Below are 16668 nucleotides of genomic sequence, written 5' to 3' on the forward strand. Positions count from 1 at the left end.
TCGGCCAATTTCGGGCGGTCTTGTGGAACAGGTCAGCAAGACTCCAGTGTTAGTTCACCCTGAGGTCACGATCGCCAGTCATCGGGTTCGCCTTTTCCCTCGCTTCAGTCAGACTGCAACATGAGGCGAGGGAGTGATCCGGATTTTTTAGCGCTGCACTGCCAGCATGAACGTTGCCTGGGTTGGCATTGGCACAACTTGGCTGACATAGACGCAGCCTTAGCGAGATGGATTGTCCTCTTCATCGGTGGTGTCAGGTGTCGAAAGCCCAAAACTGTCGGGAGAGTCAGCTGGAATCCCTTCCAGGGCAGCGAGCACTTCTGGTGGTAAACCATCTAATGCTGTGTCCATGTCGGGATCGGGCTCTGGAGACTCAGCAGGCATAGAGGACATGGCTGAGGGCGCTGCGGGCGCAGCAGTCTGAGGCATCACTAGGGTTTCATCCTCATCTTGATCCGCGTTCGGCGCTGGTGCGGTGGCACTGGTGGCCATTTCTTCTTGTTCAGGGAGGTCTGACTCCCCGGCCAGAATGGCTTCGACCTCGGGGGGCACACTCACTGGATTGGTGAGCGGGGCCTCGGGGTCGGCGTCTTCAGGCTCGGCGGGCAAATCATCGATTGCTTGCAAAATCTCTTCAGGGATGGCCGTCTCTGGCGTATCAGGCAGAGGATCTGCTGGACTGATGGCGGCAGATGGGGGCTGGATGACAGTCTCCGTCGGCGGTTGATCAGCTGTGGGCAAATCGTCGATCGCGGCTAATAAGTCGGACGGCAACTCCTCATCAAAGCTAGGGGGAGGGGCCGTCTCGGCAGAGCTGAGGCCGATGGGGCCAATGGGCACGTCGGTGGGCAGATCTGGTGCCGCTGGAGAAGCCGTAGGGCGCGGAGCAGGCGGTGGCGGCGGCGCAAAGTCAGCCGTCGGGGAGGGGGAAGCGCTGTCACTGGCCGACTCGTCAGCGATCGCAAAATCGAGCGAGGGCATTGACTCCGGAGCGGGAGTAACCTCTAGGGGCGAGGAGGCCGCTCTGCTGACAGCGGGGGTGCCCAAGTCGAGCGGAATATCGTCATTCTGGCCCCCAAGGGCAGTCGCCTGTTGGAAACACTTGCGGGCTTCGGCTTCACGCCCCATTTGCTGCAGGGCTTTGCCTTTGCCTTGCCAAGCCGCAGCAAGGTTGGGATTGAGCTCGATCGCTTTATCAAAGCAAAACAAGGCTTCGTCTAGCTGACCCATCGGGATAAAGACATTGCCCTTACCAATCCAAGCGGCAGCATCATCGGGATCCATTTCTAACGAGCGGTTGAGGCTCTTGAGGGCTTCATCTGAGCGGCCTAAGTTAGCGAGGGTGGCTCCACGACGGGCTAACCCTCGCGCAATGACAGCGCTGGCCCCGACCAAAGTCGTCCCAGCGGCGGCAGCCTTCAGGCGTTCCATATCGGCCAACTCGATCGCTTTGTTAAAGCGATCGAGCGCCAGTTGATACCGCCCGGCGTTGCCGAAACTAACGCCTTCTTGCAATGTTTGCTTGGCTTGGGCGAGAGAGCCGTCAATGGCCTCGGTGGTTAAATCAGAGGCAAATCCAGCCAGGGGGACGGCGGCGGCAGTGGAGGAAACCGTTTCACTGGGAACCGTGGCATCGGAGCTGGACGCTGGGCTCGTGGCAAAATCGTTTGCCGAAAAGTCGTCTGCCGAAAAATCGTCCGCTGACAAGCTCTCCACCGCACCATTTGAGCCCACTGTTACCTCATTGGTCTCGTCAGTGGCGTCAGTAGGGCTGAGGTCAGACGTCACCTCGTCGTCATCATCAATATCGTCGGTCTCTTGCTGAAAGCTGCGCAGCAGCCCGAGCAGCAAAATTGCTAGCAGCGCTAGGGGAATAATCCACAAAACCTGGGGCGGCAAGCCTTGTAGCTGTCCCCACAAATTTTGCAGCTGTGGGGGCAGATTACCCGCGATCCCACTCTCGTCACCCTCTGCACCCTCGGCGTTGGGGCCGGAGGTAATGGCACCCGTGCTATCGCGTAACTGAGGCGAATCTCCCGCGCTCACCACGAGTTGTTGACCATCTGGACTGAGCGCCAGGGCTTCCACGGGAGCCCCGACATCCGTTAAGGGCTCGCCCACGGGCACACCGTCGCCTGAGAGATATTGCAGTGCGCCGGTTTCATCGCCAACGACAATGCTGTTGCCTGCGGCATTGGTGGCGATCGCCGTGACGGGACCAGAAACGGTCAGCGGCTCGCCAATGTTGGTGCCATCCGCGGCCCATTGCCGCACGGTGCCATCGGCACCGCCAGAGAAGAAGCGACCATCGGGCAACACGGCCAGCGATCGCACCGCGCCCTGGTGTCCGGTGATGGGCTCGCCCCGCTGGGTGCCATCGGCCAAATTCCATAGACGAATGGTGCCATCGTCACCCGCCGTAATCAGGGTGCTGCCGTCAGTACTGAGAGCGGTATCGTGCACGGTGCCCGCATGGCCCGCCACGGGTTCCCCAACGGGATTACCCGTGGCATCCCACCGTTGCCAGGTACCCGTCTGAGTCGCGCTAATCACACCCCCATCGGGCTGCGCCGTCAGACTGGTAACCACCGCATTGCCAGAATTACTGGGTTCGCCCACGGGGTTGCCGTCGGCATCCCACCAGCGCAGGGTGGCATCGGCCCCGCCGCTAATCAACCGCTGTCCATCGGGGCTAAAGGTGAGCGCGGTCACGGGTCCCGTATGGGCGGGAATGGGATCCCCCACGGCGGTACCATCCGCTTGCCGCAGGATCAGGTTGCCGTCGCGATCGCCGATCACAAACCCTTGCCCATCGGGGCGCATCGCAGAGACGTAGTCGGGTAAATCGGCGACCGCCACATCCGCCGCTTCCGCCGCTTTGGCCTCGGCCACAACGGCTTGCCCTTCGGCATCGGTCGCCAGGGCTAAAAAGGCAGACGCTGACGGGGAAAGGGGCTCACTGCCCTGGTAAACGTAGTTGCGGGGTTGCGAATAAGGATATTGCCCACTGTCGGGGGTGGTGCCATACATCGGCAGCACTCGCACATTTTCTTGGCCGAGCACCTGGCTGGCGATCGCATAACTGATGCCGTTATCCCCTAATTCCGCCACCACCGCTGCGGTGCTGTCACTATCGACCTGGATGGCTTTTTCCCCAGCCGTCATATCCCCGCCAAACACGTCGTATTCCCCTAAGGCGGCCCGCGTGTCACTGGTTTCGGGGCGATCAATAAAGCGAATGGGCAGATCTGGCCCCCCCACCTGATTCCAATTGGTGACGGTGCCCCAGAAAATGTTGACAAAGTCCGTGGCTTCCAACTCTCCGGAGAAGGGATTATCGGTGCCGACAATGATGGCAATTTTTTCGCGACTGACGGAAACGGGCACTAATCCTGCGGCCTGCTGTTCCGCCGTCAAAGGCCGCCCGATCGCAATCAGTTCCACGTCGCCCGCTTGCAGATTTTTTAGCGCCACATCAGCGGGTTGTTCGACCACTGTGACCGTGGCGTTGGGATATTTTTCTTCAAACGCTTGCACCAGCGATCGCGTGATCGTGGCCATGCTGGCGGTGCCCTCAATGGTCAGGCTCGCATCAGCGGGCAAGCCCTCCGCCGGGGCCTGAAACTTGGGCTCAGCGTTGGCCGCCGCCTCTGGAGAGTCTGCCGTCGGGGCCGCCTCGGCATCAGGACTATCCATGGCATCGGGATTATCGACCCCTTGAGCCAGTTTGGCTGCCTGCGTGCCCGTCAGGGTTGGGGTGGCAAACCCGGCTGCCACTAACAAAACAATGAATAAAGAGCGCTTTTGCACCATTCCGAAACTCCTCACCGATTAGCCGCCGATACAGCCCGGGGCCGCTTGGGCATGGCATCCCGCACTGGATGTTCCGATAAGGATACTAAGGATATGAGATTTCGAGTGCCCAACGTTGCAATCTGTCGTAGTGCGGGGGTGGCATTTGCGATCGCCCTACGATAGGTTAAGCGCACAGGGAGGATGCTCGGGTCTGGGCTACCCCAGAAGAAGGCTGATGTTGGTAACGAAAACACCCAATCGTAAAGTGACCGTCTGGTCAGCGCTGAGCTGGGGGCTCGGTCTGATGCTAGGCGCGATCGCGGCAGCCCCGAGTTGGGCATCTGACGCGGCCCCAGAGCCCTTTTTGCGGCCGCCGATGGTGTGTCCTCAGGATGTAGAAACCCTGACCACCGGACTGCTGCGCGACTTGCCCAGTTATGCCAATCGAGTGGCCCGCCGCACCCTGGGCACCACCCCCGACGATACGCAGTTTGGCACGATGCTGGTGGCGGGGCGGGCCGAATTTGAGCCCTTACCCCTCGAATCTCTGGCGTTTGAGCCCGTTGCAGACGACGCTACGCAACAAGTCTTTTTCACCATGTTAGAACGACGCTATCTCGAGGGTGAAACCATCCGGCAGGAGCAGTATCACTGGCTATTTTTGGTCCCCACAGCGGACGGGTGGCGACTGACGTTAATGTTTTCCCGCTTGGGGGCAGCGGACCAGCCGACCCGCCCCCCCACGCCGCCCCAAGAGAGCAGCGACGGCATTATGGGTCAAGCGGTGCGTTTATGGCTGCGAGACTGCCGCGCGGGCACGCTGTTTCCCATTGAGGCAGACCCGCCAGAACCCGAGGCGACAGACATGCCCGAACCGACCGGACGATAAAGGGTATCGCGCTGTTGATGGGGTCGATTGATTGAGGCGATCGCCCCTTGCAAGTCATTCACCGTCATACAAGTGCCGCCTTTGGCTCCGGCCATGGTGGTGATGTGCTCTTCCATCAGGGTGCCGCCGATGTCGTTACAGCCCCAATTTAGGGCGTCAATTGCCCCCTGGAGTCCCAACTTGACCCAGCTTGGCTGATGATTGGGAATCCAGTGGCCCAGATAAATGCGGGCCACTGCCGTCAGGTGCAAGACGTCTTGCAGAATGGGCTGATCGCGGCCCACCCGGCGCCGCAGCGGTTGGGGAGCCGACTCGCCGACAAAGGGCAGCAAAATAAATTCGGTGATGCGGGCCGGTTTGCCTTGGGCGATCGCCTGCTGCTGCAACTGCCGCAGTTTCTCAAAATGAGTGATTTGCTGGGCGGGCGTCTCGATGTGTCCACACAACATCGTGCTGGTGGTGGGGAGTCCCAACTGGTGGGCCAGCCCGACGATTTCCAGCCAGGTAGCACTGTCAATTTTTTCTGGGCACAGCACCCGGCGCACGTCATCATCCAGCACTTCCGCCGCTGTCCCCGGTAGGGAACCCACCCCCGCCGCCTTTAAGGCCGTAATCACCTCGACATAGCTCAGGCCATCTTCCCGCGCGATGAACTGCACCTCTTGGGGCGAAAAGGCATGTAAGTGTAGTTGCGGCCAGGCGTCTTTGATATTGCGCAGCAGCTGAACGTAATATTGCAGGCTGCTGCCGTTGACTTTTGCCGTGGGATTCAGGCCCCCCTGCATACAAATCTCGGTTGCGCCCTGGGCGACGGCTTCGGCGGCTTTTTCGGCCATGGCTCCCCAGTCGAGCCAAAAGGCTCCGTCGTCCCCATCGTCGCGACGAAAGGCGCAAAAACTACAGTGCTGTTCACATATGTTGGTGAAATTGAGGTTCCGGTTCACCACATAGGTCACGGTGTCGCCCGTTTGTCGCTGTCGCAACGCATCCGCCGTGGCCTGAATGGCGGCGATCGCCGCCGGGTCTGACGTGCGCAACAAAGTCAGCCCTTCATCCGGGGTCACATCGCCGCCGTCTAACGCTCGGTTCAGAATGGGGTCTAGGGAATGGGACATAGCGGTTCTCAAAACTCAGCAACAGCGCAGCAACTCTCCCATTGTGAAGGAGAACCCCGTTGGTTAACCAGCCTGGTTCTCAATGGGATGAATGGACTACTCGGCCAGGGAGCGTGTAGGGGGGAGGGTCGCTCTTGGGGGCAAGCATTACCCGCATCGGGATTGAGATTATGGCTGCCCTCACGAATCTGTATAAAAACTCTGTCCAACGAGCGATCGCCCTGCCTTTACAATGACAACAGGTTTACCGACTATTTTTAAACTTTGAAGAGCTCATGTTGAAATCAACCACTCGCCATGTCTTGATTTACGCCGCTGAAGTTGTTGACGATGAGTTAGTGCCCAGCGACTCGGTGCTGACGCTGGATATTGACCCCGACAATGAGTTTCTCTGGAGTGATGAAGCGCTCAAGAAAGTCAATGATGAATTCGATCGCCTGGTGGCCGCCGCCGGCAACTGCGAACTCACGGACTACAATCTGCGCCGCATCGGCTCTGACTTAGAACACTTCATCAAAGAGCAGTTGCAGAACGGCGAAATCAGCTACAACCTGAAAACTCGTGCCCTAAACTACAGCATGGGACTCCCCCGCGTCGTGAGCGAAGCCGAAGGGTAAAGCCGATCGCCGATTCACCCGCTGGCGATCGCCGCTGGGTGGAACTGACGTGCTTCCCCCATCCCCCCCCGGAAATCACATTTCCGGCCTCATGCAATCTGCAGTCAGGTGTCGAGAGCCCAAAAAATTAAAGCATGGGCATTTAATCTTCAGTGTGGGCAGCCGAGACGGCTGCCCGACAAAACTTGGAGTTTATAAAATCCGGTTTTCTCAACCCCTCATTGCCTGCTGAGAGATGAACGGAGCTATCTGCGCAATGCTAAAAGCAAGTAGCGTGGGAACATCTAGGAACCGTGATTGCCAAAGCAAGCGGTCGTTGACCACCGAGCGATCGCGGCGGCCTGCCATCACGGTGCAGTCAACAAAGTGCCATCCTGCTTGATGAAACCCCAACCTGACTCCAGTCGCACCCGGGCTAACCCCTCAGCAAACGGGCCAGCATTTTGAAAAGTAGGCGGAATCACGGCATCGCCCGCCAGGTTGATGTAGCCATACTGCCCGGCGATTTGCACGGCGGCCATACCCTCAGAGAAATCGGCAGCGTAGTCAAACTCGCCCGCGATCGCGACCTCTCCGGTGCGATCAATGTATCCCCACTGCCCCCCTTGCAGCGCCACCGCGTGACCTTCGGCAAAGTCGGAGGCATAGTCCAAGACCGGCTCAATCACCCACTCGCCCTGGGTGTCGATAAAGCCCCACTTTTGTCCCTGGCGCACCCGGGCTAACCCTTCGGAAAAGTTGAATGCCCCGTCAAAGGTGAGGGGAATCGCGATGCTGCCATCTGGGGCAATGTAGCCATACTGGCGATCGACTTTCACCACCGCCCGACCTTCCGAAAACTGCCACGCATCTTTGAACTGGGGCGCAATGACGAGGTCGCCCTCCCGATTCACATACCCGTAGACGCCGTCTTGTTTGACCACGGCCAATCCTTCAGTAAAGCTTTCGACCAGGGCAAACTCTGGCTCAATGACCCATTGGCCTTGGGTATTGATGAAGCCATATTTCTGGCCGCCCTGCACCGCTGCCAAGCCCTCAGAAAAATCCTTGGCTTGCTTAAACTGCACATTGATGGCCCATTCGCCCGAAGGGTCAATATAGCCGTGATAATCACCCGCGCGCGCCACCGCCAACTGTTCTGAAAACGCGCCCGCCACTTCGACATTGGCGTCGGCGATCGTTGTCACCCACTGCCCAGTGGTGTCGATATAGCCTAGTCGCTCGCCCAACCGGACGGCTGCTGTACCTTCGGCAAAGTCAGTGGCACTCTCAAAAACTAACGGTTCCGGCATGACCTGAGCAGTCTCGATCGCAGTGGGACTTATGAACTCTACCACCACGGCTGTCGGTGGGGCCGACCCTTGGGCGGCGGGCAGACCACACCCCGCGATCGCCCAGACACCGCAACTCATCATCATTGGCCCCGTCCAGTGTGGAAATATCATGGCCCGAGAATGCGGCTGCGCCTTCAAATACTGCTGTCTTTAACCTGACAGGAGAAAATTGCATTCGGGGCGATCCGTCACAATTTGGGCCAATCCGTCACAATTCGCAGCAACTGGCTGCCGCAGCGCTGCCATGGGGCAGGGGCGGATTGGTTCCCTCAGCGCCAGTCCGCTACGGCTCAGCAGGGGGCGCACTCTCACGCCGGAGGGTTTCGAGCCCAGCCAGCAGGAGATTGAGGCCAAATTCAAAGTCATGGAGGCCAGTGTGTTCGCCGCTCATGACTTGTTGCGTCAGGCGATGCAGATAGGGGTACCGCTCTGGGGGCACCATCGCCACATAAGCTTGGGCCGCTTGGGCGTATTCGTCCGCCTCAAAGGGAAAGTTCAGCGCTTGCAATGTGAAGCCGTAAATGTGGCTATCCATCGCATTCCACGCATAATCCGCCAGGGGATACGAGAACCCGGCTTCGACCAAACAGCCCAACGTCGCGTCTACATAACGCAGCATCGCTGGCCCCACATTCACCCTCGACATCAGCGCCAGCGTGGCCCAGGAATGGCGCAACAGCACCGCATGGGCGGACGTGGCCCGCTGCCGCATGGCGGTTTGCCAATCGACCGTCAGGCTCGGCAGGGCGATCTCCGCGACCACCAACTCGACCATGCCATCGATCATGTCGTCTTTATTCGCCACGTGATTGTAGAGGGACATGGCCTTGACCCCTAACGCCTGGGCCAACTTGCGCATCGATAGGGCGGCCAATCCCTCGGCATCGGCCTGCTGCAGCGCCACCTGCAAAATGCGATCTCGACTCAGGGGCAGCACCCCCAGCGATTCCGTCGATGTCGATTTAGCCATTGCAACCTTTCGTTACCTTTCCAAAAACATCGCCGCCGCTCTCGTTTGACGACTGGTTGACTATCGTGACCGTCTTCCATATTGACAAACTTACGCCGTAAGTTAAACTTACACTGTAAGTCGAAGAAATGCGACTGCATCCTATCCAATACGGTTGCCATGGGAGGTGACTCGATGACTGCAATAGCTGCTGTAATGTCTGATGTTGGAGTGCAAACGATGAAAGCGATCGCGCAAACGGAATACGGTGCCCCAGAGGTGCTGGAACTGGTGGAGGTAGCCAAGCCCACCCCCGAGGCCAATGAGGTGTTGATCAAGGTGCAGAGCGCGTCAGTAGATGCCGGGGTTTGGCATCTGATGCGGGGCACGCCGTTTTTAATTCGCTTGATGTACGGTGGCCTGCGGCGGCCCAAGCATCCCATTTTGGGCAGCGCGATCGCAGGCGAAGTCGAGGCCGTAGGCACCAACGTGACCCAATTTCAACCTGGCGATCGCGTCTTTAGCGACCTGTCCGAATCGGGGTTTGGCGGCTTTGCCGAATACGTCTGTGCGCCGGAGACAGCAGTCGCCCCCCAGCCCACCAACCTCACCGCCGAGGCTGCCGCCACGGTGCCCGTTTCTGGCGTGTCTGCCCTGCAAGCCTTACGAGATGTGGGACAACTGCAAGCGGGCCAGCGAGTTTTAGTCATTGGCGCGGCGGGAGGGGTCGGTTCCTTTGCGGTACAAATCGCCAAAGCATTGGGCGCTGAGGTCACGGGAGCCTGCAGTGCGCATAAGGCCGAACGGGTGCAGCAACTGGGAGCCGATCGCGTCATTGACTACACCCATCCGGAGTTAACCCAGCCCGCGCAGCCCTACGATTTGATAATCGACACCGCCGCCTATCGAAATTTTGCCGATTATCTCCCCGCGTTGAAAGCGGGCGGTACTTACGTCATGGTGGGCGGCTCAACGTCAGCATTCTTTCGAGCGATGCTGCTGGGGCCTTGGCTGGGCAAGCGGCGCGATCGCCAAATCAAATGCCTCACCGCTACTCCGAAGCAGGCCGATTTGCTTGCCCTGAAAGCGATGATCGAAGCCGGTCAAGTGACGCCGTTGTGCGATCGCACCTATCCCCTCAGCCAGGTGCCCGACGCCATCCGCGCGTTAGAGCAACGCCAGGTGACCGGCAAAGTGGCGATCGCGATTTAAATGCCCCAGCACAAAACCCCGGTTTCACGCTGTCCCCAGCCACCAGACTGAGTGACCGATCAGCTAAAACCGGGGTGATCAGGTTTCTCAACGACACCTTGGCAGACCTACTCCGCTTCGACTTGGTCTTTAATCATCTCCCAAACCGACAGCACGCCATCAATCCATCCCTGGCAAAAGAGAATGCGCGATTGGGGGCTCACTTCCAGCAAATGGGCAAAATCCGCATCATGGGTGCGGGCCGTTGCGGGATAGCCGCGCTGATCGAGATAGTCCCACAGATACTCCAACACGTCTTCATCAAAGCTGGCAGCGAGCGGCTGGACTCGACTGAAGTGGTTGAAGTCGCGATAAGAGAGCTTCGACGCCGATCGCACGCCCAGTTCATAGCCTTCTTGCTGCACCTTGTTCAACAGCACCTGCTTTTCAGTGCGGAGCCGCTCGACAAACTCATCATCAGACATGGATTGCAGTTTGATTTCTTCATAAGTAACAGCCATATCTAAAGCCTCCTGGCAAATTGCGGATATGTTGAGGTGATTTTTGACGGGTTGCAATCGTTCGAATAACGACTCTGGAACGGCAATGGTGACTCGTTTGCTCACGACCTTTACCCGAGATTTCTGTGTACCCTTATACAATAACCGCCTTAATTATGTAATCCATGACCTTTAAGCAAAATGTTACGTAATTAACAGAATTACAGATAAGAGTATGTAGTTGCTATTGATGAGGCTACATTTATTAACCGCAGCGGTTGATGCTGGAGTAGCGCTAATGCCTGCGCTGAGAGGCTTTTAGGATAGAGGGTTGAAGCTGATCAGTCATTAATAAACCAGCAGTGATCTACGGGAATTGCGGTTCCGGCAAAGGCTACAGCGCTGATTTCGGTAGAAAGCAAGTATGTAATGTCTGAATTCCAAGGCTTGAGTTACGTAACGCCCGGCAATTATCCATGACGCTGCCGCGCCACGCCAAACGATAAAAGGGGGGAGGGGACGGGTCCCTTAGCCGATTTCTGGCCATTCTGATTAGGCCGACAGGGACCCGTCCCCTGAGGGCGCTATTTTCAGGCCACGGGCTCATGATGCTGGCGCGAGGCTCTAGACAATCAACAGGGGCGTTGCGGATGACAGTCGCCTCATCATTTGGCCAGGAGCGGCAGCAGCAGCGTCACAAAGTAGTAAACGATGGGCGCAGTGAAGACGTAGCTGTCGGTGCGATCAAGAATGCCGCCGTGCCCCGGAATCAGATCGCCAGAATCTTTGACCCCAGCATCCCGCTTCATCAAGGATTCGGTGAGGTCGCCGAGCAAACTGGTGATGCCAATAAACGTGCCCAAAGTCCCCCCAGAAAGCGGACTAAACGGCCACCCCAATAGTTGCGACCCGGCCATACCGACCAGGATGCTGACGACTAGCCCCGATACCGCACCCTCGACCGTCTTCTTCGGGCTGATGTTGGATAGGGGCGTTTTGCCGAATAATCGGCCAATAATGTAAGCCCCAATATCGGCTCCGATGATGCAGGCAAACGCCAGCAGGGTCGCTGTGAGGCCCGTTGGCAATGTCGCCATTTGCAGTGGCCAGCTCGGCCAAAATCCTTCTAGTGGCAGGGTCGAGAGGGAATCAAGATCGCGCAGGCGAATCCAATAGCTGGGCAGATAACCGCCGTAAAACAGTCCCAGAATGGACGCCGCCACATCAGCGATCGTGGCAAATTTGGGCTGAAACAGGAGATAAAAACAAATGAAGGTGCCCCCCAACGGCAACACTGCATTCGCCAGGGGAGGAGACACATGGGCAAAGATGAGGAGCAGTTGACTCACAAACAAGGTGATTTTGGCAGCAGGCAAAATGCCCTTAGCCTGCACCAATTGAAAAATTTCGCGTTGCCCCAAAAACACAATCACCCCGAAGGCCAGGGTGAAATACCAGCCCCCTAAGACCACAATGAGGAAGGCAAATACAATGGCAACCAGCGCGCTAATCGTTCTTGTCAAGGGCATAGGGTGGGGCAGACGAGCAATGAAAATTTGAGGGTATGGTTGGCCCGGTCTTGAAGAGAAAGCGAGCCCCAAGAATGGTTGCATACTCAGGTTAATGATATTAGACCGAATGATGATGGTTGTGCCAATCTCTCGGGGAATCGGTGCCATCTACTGGTCAGAGGGACTGTCCTGCGATCGCTCCCACAAGATGGGCTCGTCAAATTTGCTGCGGATCCCGCTGGAGAATCCGCGATCGCTCCATGGGGCAGGGTTCACATCAATTTTGGTGCGCGTATAAGGCGGCGGTGTCAACCATGGCGATCAGGTGAATTTTAAGAAGAGGATCCTAATTGTGCCTGCTACCGATGCCGGGATTTTCGATAAGCTGAATACAGTTATTGAGTGATGAAGCGCTCACATTTCCCCTTCAAGGACACGATGTTGGGGGATACTGGAAACTCGGCTCTGGATATCATCAAAGTTTATGCATAAGACTCAAGATCTTCACGTTGTTGAAACCCGCCCGCTCGCGAGTCCCGCGTTGATTCACCACGAACTGCCTCTCACAGAGACGGCGGCGGATTTGGTGACCAAGACCCGCGATCGCATTCGCAACATCCTCTACAACGAAGATCGCCGCTTACTGGTGATTGTGGGGCCGTGTTCGGTGCATGATGTTGACGCCGCGCTGGACTACGGACAGAAGCTCGCGCCGCTGCGGGATGAGCTGTCAGACTCCTTAGAAATTGTCATGCGGGTGTACTTCGAAAAACCCCGCACCAACATTGGGTGGAAAGGGCTGATCAATGATCCCCATCTGGACAACAGTTACGACATCAACACCGGGTTGCGCTTAGCCCGCAAGCTGCTGTTAGATTTGGCCCACTTGGGGCTACCGGCGGCGACTGAGCTGCTTGACCCGATTACGCCCCAGTACATTGCCGATGTGATTGCCTGGACGGCGATCGGGGCGCGCACCACCGAGAGCCAAACTCACCGCGAAATGGCTTCGGGCCTATCGATGCCCATTGGCTTCAAGAACAACACGGACGGCAGTTTGCTCGCCGCCATGAACGCAATGTTGGCCGCGAGCGGTTCCCACCATTTCTTAGGCATCAACCATCACGGCCTGGCGAGTATTGTGACCACCACGGGCAATCCCGACGGACACTTGGTTTTGCGCGGGGGCAAGCATGGTCCCAACTATGACATCACTCACGTTGAGCAGGCGGCGAATGAGCTGGCTGAGCTGGGCCTCAATCCGCGCATGATGGTGGATTGCAGCCACGCCAACTCGCAAAAAGATCACCGCAAGCAGCTGGATGTGCTGGATAACATCGCTGAGCAGGTCAAGGCGGGCAGCCGTCATATCCTGGGCGTCATGGTTGAAAGTCACCTCTTGGAAGGGAAACAACCCATTCCTCAGGATTTGTCGCAGCTGAAGTATGGTCAGAGCATTACGGATGCCTGTGTCAGCTTTGATCAAACTGCCACGATGTTGAGAAAATTGGCTTCAGCGATCGCCCCCTTCACCTCTCAAGCGGTGACTCGCTAGCGGGTACTCTCGCTGCTCCAGACTTGGTCAACCTCATATTTGGAGCAGCTGTGCGGCCTGACTTTTTCAGACCATTTGGTTAGGCTGCACCTGGCGATCGAACTCTTCCCCGGTCAGAAAGCCCAACGCCACGCAGGCCGATCGCAGCGTCGTATTCTCTACATACGCCTTCTTCGCCACCTGCGCCGCTTTGTCATAGCCGATCGCCGGATTCAGCGCCGTCACCAACATCAGCGAGTTCTCCAAAAACTGTTGGATTTGCTCCCGGTCCGGCTCTAGCCCCACCACCAAAAAGTCCGTAAAGGCGCGGCAGGCATCCGTCAGCAGGCGAATAGAATGCAGCAGGTTGTGAATCATCACCGGCTTAAACACATTTAGCTCAAAGTTGCCCTGGCTCGCAGCAATGCTGATGGCGGCGTCATTGCCCATCACCTGAACACACACCATCGTCATCGCCTCACACTGAGTTGGGTTCACCTTCCCCGGCATGATGGACGAGCCCGGTTCATTGGCGGGCAGCTTCAGTTCGCCCAGGCCACAGCGGGGACCAGAACCCAGCCACCGCAGGTCATTGGCGATCTTCATCAGAGCGGCGGCGAGGGTTTTCAGGGTGCCGCTAGTAGCAGCAATGCCGTCGTGGGCGGCCAGGGCGGCAAACTTGTTGGGGGCCGAGACAAAGGGCAGTTCCGTGTAGCGGGCAATTTCCGCCGCCACTTGCTCGGCAAAGTCGGGGTGAGTGTTCAGCCCGGTGCCCACGGCGGTGCCCCCCAGGGCCAATTCATACAATTCCGGTAGACTCTCCTCAATGCGGTAAATCGCCTTGTCGAGCTGCGCCACATACCCGGAAAATTCCTGCCCCAAGGTCAAGGGAACGGCATCCATCAGGTGGGTGCGGCCAATTTTGATGATGTCGGCAAAGGCTTGGGCTTGGGCATCCAGAGCATCGCGCAACCGTCGCACCGACGGCAATAGCTGATGGACGAGTTGCTCTACTGCGGCAATGTGCATCCCGGTGGGAAACGTGTCGTTGGAGGACTGCCCGCAGTTCACATGGTCGTTGGGGTGAATCGGCGTCTTGCTGCCCAACTCGCCCCCTGCCAGTTCGATCGCCCGATTGGCGATCACCTCATTGGCGTTCATATTCGTTTGGGTGCCGCTGCCCGTCTGCCACACCCGCAAAGGAAAGTGGTCGTCCAAAGTCCCCGCAATTACCTCATCCGCCGCCTGCACAATCAACTCGGCCTTAGCCGCGTCTAGCTTGTCCAGGTTGCGATTCGTCACCGCCGCCGATCGCTTCAAAATGCCAAAGGCCCGAATCAGCTCGCGGGGCATCACGTCATCGCCAATGTCGAAATGGTGGAGCGATCGCTGGGTTTGCGCGCCCCAATAGCGATCGCTGGGCACCGCGATCGGCCCCATACTGTCGGTTTCTGTGCGAGTAGTCATTGGTAGTGCGCGGCAAAATCACAATTTTTGACAGTAGCAGATGACTTCGACTCGCGATCAGCATCCGGCAGAAATTGCGATAATCCTGACAATTACAAGCTGTTTTGTCCGTCTGTTCAGAAAGGCAGATTAGCCGATTCCAGTAGGTCGGAGAGAACGCGAATGGCGCGTTGCCCGAAGCGAGCGGCCAGGAGACCCGCCACGAGGGGAATCGCGATCGCTCCCACCAACCGCCCGGTTTCCAGCGCCGCCCAACTGCCATAGGTCATATCGACCGACAACCAAAGATAGGCCAAGACGGGAATGCCGCTCAATACCGCGCCCAGCAAAAAATATCGGAGAGCGATCGCGACTCGCTGAGTTTTCGAAATTTCGGACTCTGGATTATTCGATATTTCAGCCGCCATGGTCACTCCTTTGAGCCAAATTACAAGGGCAGAAAAGCTGACTCCAGGATAGCCAAGGGCTAGGATTTATGGGGACAGCGATCGCCCTCCTGCCCCATTGCCACCCAGCTAAGCTGTTAGCTTTTTAATTTGCACAATTGATTCAGTTTCAGGTGCGATTGGACAGGCGAGGACGCCTATCCGACGAGTTTTTCCGGCTATCCAAAAATATGCAAATTAGGTGATTTACGCTTACCCAGCCACCCAGCCACCCAACTTCCCCTGAAACCTTCTTTCCCAGGCACTTTCCTTATTGCAGTGCATGGTCAATCGCTGGCGACTCCCGCCGCGTTTCTTCAACCGTTTGGGGCGATCGCTGCAAGCAATAAGACACCAATACGCAAAATAGCACCGTGCCCGTCGCGTACTTCACCACATTAGGAATCAGAGGACTGGGAGAAAAGAAACCCTCGATGATGCCCGCAATGATGAGCATCGGCACAATGCCATACACCAGCTCCGCCGCCTGCCGTCCATAAACCTGCAACGCATCGATGCGGCGATACTTCCCCGGCAGCAAAATCGCCCGCGCCAACAGCAACCCTGCGCCCCCCGCAAAAAAGATGGCGGGCAATTCCAACGAGCCGTGGGGAAAGACAAACGCCCAGAGGTCGTAAGCCAAGTCAGTTTGCGCAACTAGCGTCGCGACTGAACCAATCATCAACCCGTTGAACACCAGAATATAGACCGTGAACACGCCCGGCGGCGTGATGATCGGCACCTGGGGTAAAAAGAACGCCACCCCGCCAAAAATCGCGTTAAAGCAAACGGCAATGTTGTTCACCATGATGGCGCTAGAGGCCACCGGCTCCTGCCCCAAAATCGATACGGTCCAGAGTTCTTCGCTCTCTTGCACTTCGGCCACAAAGCCGGGGCCGAGCACTAGCGACATAAATGACGGGTCTTGCCACGCATACCACCAGGCAATGAAGCCGCTGATGACGAAGAGCGCCGTCGAGATCGCAATGTAGCCCCACGATCGCCGCACCGCTGCCGGAAAGCCATATTGATAAAACTTAATAACCGCCTGCCAGTCTTGCCGTCGGGAACCTTGATAAATCTGACTGTAGCTACGAGACGTCAATCCTTGTAGGTCGCGAATCAGCGCTTCGCCCACATCTTGGGTGCGGGCCCGTGCCAAATCGGCAGAAACCGAACGATAGAGGCTGGCTAGAGTTTTGATTTCTTCCGTTGTGAGGGTGTCAAGCCCTTTGGCCTCAGCTCGGTTGAGCAACTCATCGAGCCGGCGCCAACTGGCCTCACGTCTGGCAATCCAACGTTGAATGTTCATAACAATCAGGGGCGATCGCGAAGGGCTCA

13 protein-coding genes are annotated in these 16668 nt (G+C 57.5%); 4 read left to right on the forward strand and 9 right to left on the reverse strand.

Annotation, left to right across the window (positions count from 1 at the left end; translation table 11 throughout):
* Positions 1 to 219: 219 nt before the first annotated feature.
* The gene (locus tag DYY88_RS12685; RefSeq protein ID WP_052288474.1) at positions 220 to 3813 is read right to left on the reverse strand and encodes a substrate-binding domain-containing protein; all 3594 of its coding nucleotides are present in this window, start codon (positions 3811 to 3813) and stop codon (positions 220 to 222) included.
* A gap of 217 nt (positions 3814 to 4030) precedes the next feature.
* Between DYY88_RS12685 and DYY88_RS12690 the strand changes: the two genes are divergently transcribed.
* Positions 4031 to 4684: a hypothetical protein gene (locus tag DYY88_RS12690; RefSeq protein ID WP_201279025.1), complete on the forward strand. Its 654-nt coding sequence runs from the start codon at positions 4031 to 4033 to the stop codon at positions 4682 to 4684.
* Here the strand turns inward: DYY88_RS12690 and cofH are convergent.
* The gene (gene cofH, locus DYY88_RS12695; RefSeq protein WP_044151277.1) at positions 4573 to 5799 is read right to left on the reverse strand and encodes a 7,8-didemethyl-8-hydroxy-5-deazariboflavin synthase subunit CofH; all 1227 of its coding nucleotides are present in this window, start codon (positions 5797 to 5799) and stop codon (positions 4573 to 4575) included. The two genes, DYY88_RS12690 and cofH, sit on opposite strands and share 112 nt — an antisense overlap.
* 275 nt (positions 5800 to 6074) lie before the next feature.
* On the opposite strand from cofH, the gene ndhM reads away from it, so the two are divergent.
* Positions 6075 to 6416, forward strand: a complete 342-nt coding sequence (gene ndhM, locus DYY88_RS12700; RefSeq protein WP_039727561.1) for an NAD(P)H-quinone oxidoreductase subunit M — start codon at positions 6075 to 6077, stop codon at positions 6414 to 6416.
* Positions 6417 to 6763: 347 nt separating this feature from the next.
* On the opposite strand, the gene DYY88_RS12705 is transcribed toward ndhM, so the two are convergent.
* A complete protein-coding gene (locus DYY88_RS12705) occupies positions 6764 to 7861 on the reverse strand; it encodes a WG repeat-containing protein (protein ID WP_039727560.1) in 1098 nt (365 codons plus the stop codon).
* A 172-nt stretch (positions 7862 to 8033) separates the two neighbouring features.
* Entirely contained in the window at positions 8034 to 8720 is a 687-nt protein-coding gene (locus DYY88_RS12710; RefSeq protein WP_072041334.1) for a TetR/AcrR family transcriptional regulator, read from the reverse strand.
* 195 nt (positions 8721 to 8915) lie between these two features.
* Here DYY88_RS12710 and DYY88_RS12715 point away from each other — a divergent pair, with 195 nt between their 5' ends.
* Positions 8916 to 9911 (forward strand): NAD(P)-dependent alcohol dehydrogenase, encoded by a 996-nt coding sequence (locus DYY88_RS12715; RefSeq protein ID WP_236146366.1) that lies wholly within the window; start codon positions 8916 to 8918, stop codon positions 9909 to 9911.
* A gap of 107 nt (positions 9912 to 10018) precedes the next feature.
* Here DYY88_RS12715 and DYY88_RS12720 read toward each other — a convergent pair whose 3' ends face one another.
* Both DYY88_RS12720 and DYY88_RS12725 read right to left on the reverse strand, forming a co-directional pair.
* On the reverse strand, positions 10019 to 10411 hold the full coding sequence (locus DYY88_RS12720) for a hypothetical protein (RefSeq protein WP_039727559.1): 393 nt from the start codon (positions 10409 to 10411) through the stop codon (positions 10019 to 10021).
* 644 nt (positions 10412 to 11055) lie between these two features.
* Entirely contained in the window at positions 11056 to 11919 is an 864-nt protein-coding gene (locus tag DYY88_RS12725) for a phosphatidate cytidylyltransferase (RefSeq protein WP_039727557.1), read from the reverse strand.
* Positions 11920 to 12385: 466 nt separating this feature from the next.
* On the opposite strand from DYY88_RS12725, the gene DYY88_RS12730 reads away from it, so the two are divergent.
* Positions 12386 to 13456: a 3-deoxy-7-phosphoheptulonate synthase gene (locus DYY88_RS12730; RefSeq protein ID WP_039727555.1), complete on the forward strand. Its 1071-nt coding sequence runs from the start codon at positions 12386 to 12388 to the stop codon at positions 13454 to 13456.
* Between the two features lie 66 nt (positions 13457 to 13522).
* Here DYY88_RS12730 and fumC read toward each other — a convergent pair whose 3' ends face one another.
* From fumC to DYY88_RS12745, 3 genes are all read right to left on the reverse strand, one after another.
* On the reverse strand, positions 13523 to 14902 hold the full coding sequence (gene fumC, locus DYY88_RS12735) for a class II fumarate hydratase (protein WP_039727554.1): 1380 nt from the start codon (positions 14900 to 14902) through the stop codon (positions 13523 to 13525).
* Positions 14903 to 15018: 116 nt separating this feature from the next.
* Complete coding sequence (locus DYY88_RS12740; protein WP_039727553.1) at positions 15019 to 15309, reverse strand: hypothetical protein; 291 nt, start codon at positions 15307 to 15309, stop codon at positions 15019 to 15021.
* 289 nt (positions 15310 to 15598) lie between these two features.
* On the reverse strand, positions 15599 to 16639 hold the full coding sequence (locus DYY88_RS12745) for a stage II sporulation protein M (RefSeq protein WP_044151276.1): 1041 nt from the start codon (positions 16637 to 16639) through the stop codon (positions 15599 to 15601).
* Positions 16640 to 16668: the final 29 nt, after the last annotated feature.

Source organism: Leptolyngbya iicbica LK (assembly GCF_004212215.1).
GTDB classification, from domain to species: domain Bacteria; phylum Cyanobacteriota; class Cyanobacteriia; order Phormidesmidales; family Phormidesmidaceae; genus Halomicronema; species Halomicronema iicbica.

What these genes read in the sequence shown, in the direction of transcription:
- DYY88_RS12685 (WP_052288474.1), bottom strand. Translation starts at nt 3,813, where the DNA reads ATGGTGCAAAAGCGCTCTTTATTCATTGTTTTGTTAGTGGCAGCCGGG.
- DYY88_RS12690 (WP_201279025.1), top strand. Translation starts at nt 4,031, where the DNA reads ATGTTGGTAACGAAAACACCCAATCGTAAAGTGACCGTCTGGTCAGCG.
- cofH (WP_044151277.1), bottom strand. Translation starts at nt 5,799, where the DNA reads ATGTCCCATTCCCTAGACCCCATTCTGAACCGAGCGTTAGACGGCGGC.
- ndhM (WP_039727561.1), top strand. Translation starts at nt 6,075, where the DNA reads ATGTTGAAATCAACCACTCGCCATGTCTTGATTTACGCCGCTGAAGTT.
- DYY88_RS12705 (WP_039727560.1), bottom strand. Translation starts at nt 7,861, where the DNA reads ATGATATTTCCACACTGGACGGGGCCAATGATGATGAGTTGCGGTGTC.
- DYY88_RS12710 (WP_072041334.1), bottom strand. Translation starts at nt 8,720, where the DNA reads ATGGCTAAATCGACATCGACGGAATCGCTGGGGGTGCTGCCCCTGAGT.
- DYY88_RS12715 (WP_236146366.1), top strand. Translation starts at nt 8,916, where the DNA reads ATGTCTGATGTTGGAGTGCAAACGATGAAAGCGATCGCGCAAACGGAA.
- DYY88_RS12720 (WP_039727559.1), bottom strand. Translation starts at nt 10,411, where the DNA reads ATGGCTGTTACTTATGAAGAAATCAAACTGCAATCCATGTCTGATGAT.
- DYY88_RS12725 (WP_039727557.1), bottom strand. Translation starts at nt 11,919, where the DNA reads ATGCCCTTGACAAGAACGATTAGCGCGCTGGTTGCCATTGTATTTGCC.
- DYY88_RS12730 (WP_039727555.1), top strand. Translation starts at nt 12,386, where the DNA reads ATGCATAAGACTCAAGATCTTCACGTTGTTGAAACCCGCCCGCTCGCG.
- fumC (WP_039727554.1), bottom strand. Translation starts at nt 14,902, where the DNA reads ATGACTACTCGCACAGAAACCGACAGTATGGGGCCGATCGCGGTGCCC.
- DYY88_RS12740 (WP_039727553.1), bottom strand. Translation starts at nt 15,309, where the DNA reads ATGGCGGCTGAAATATCGAATAATCCAGAGTCCGAAATTTCGAAAACT.
- DYY88_RS12745 (WP_044151276.1), bottom strand. Translation starts at nt 16,639, where the DNA reads ATGAACATTCAACGTTGGATTGCCAGACGTGAGGCCAGTTGGCGCCGG.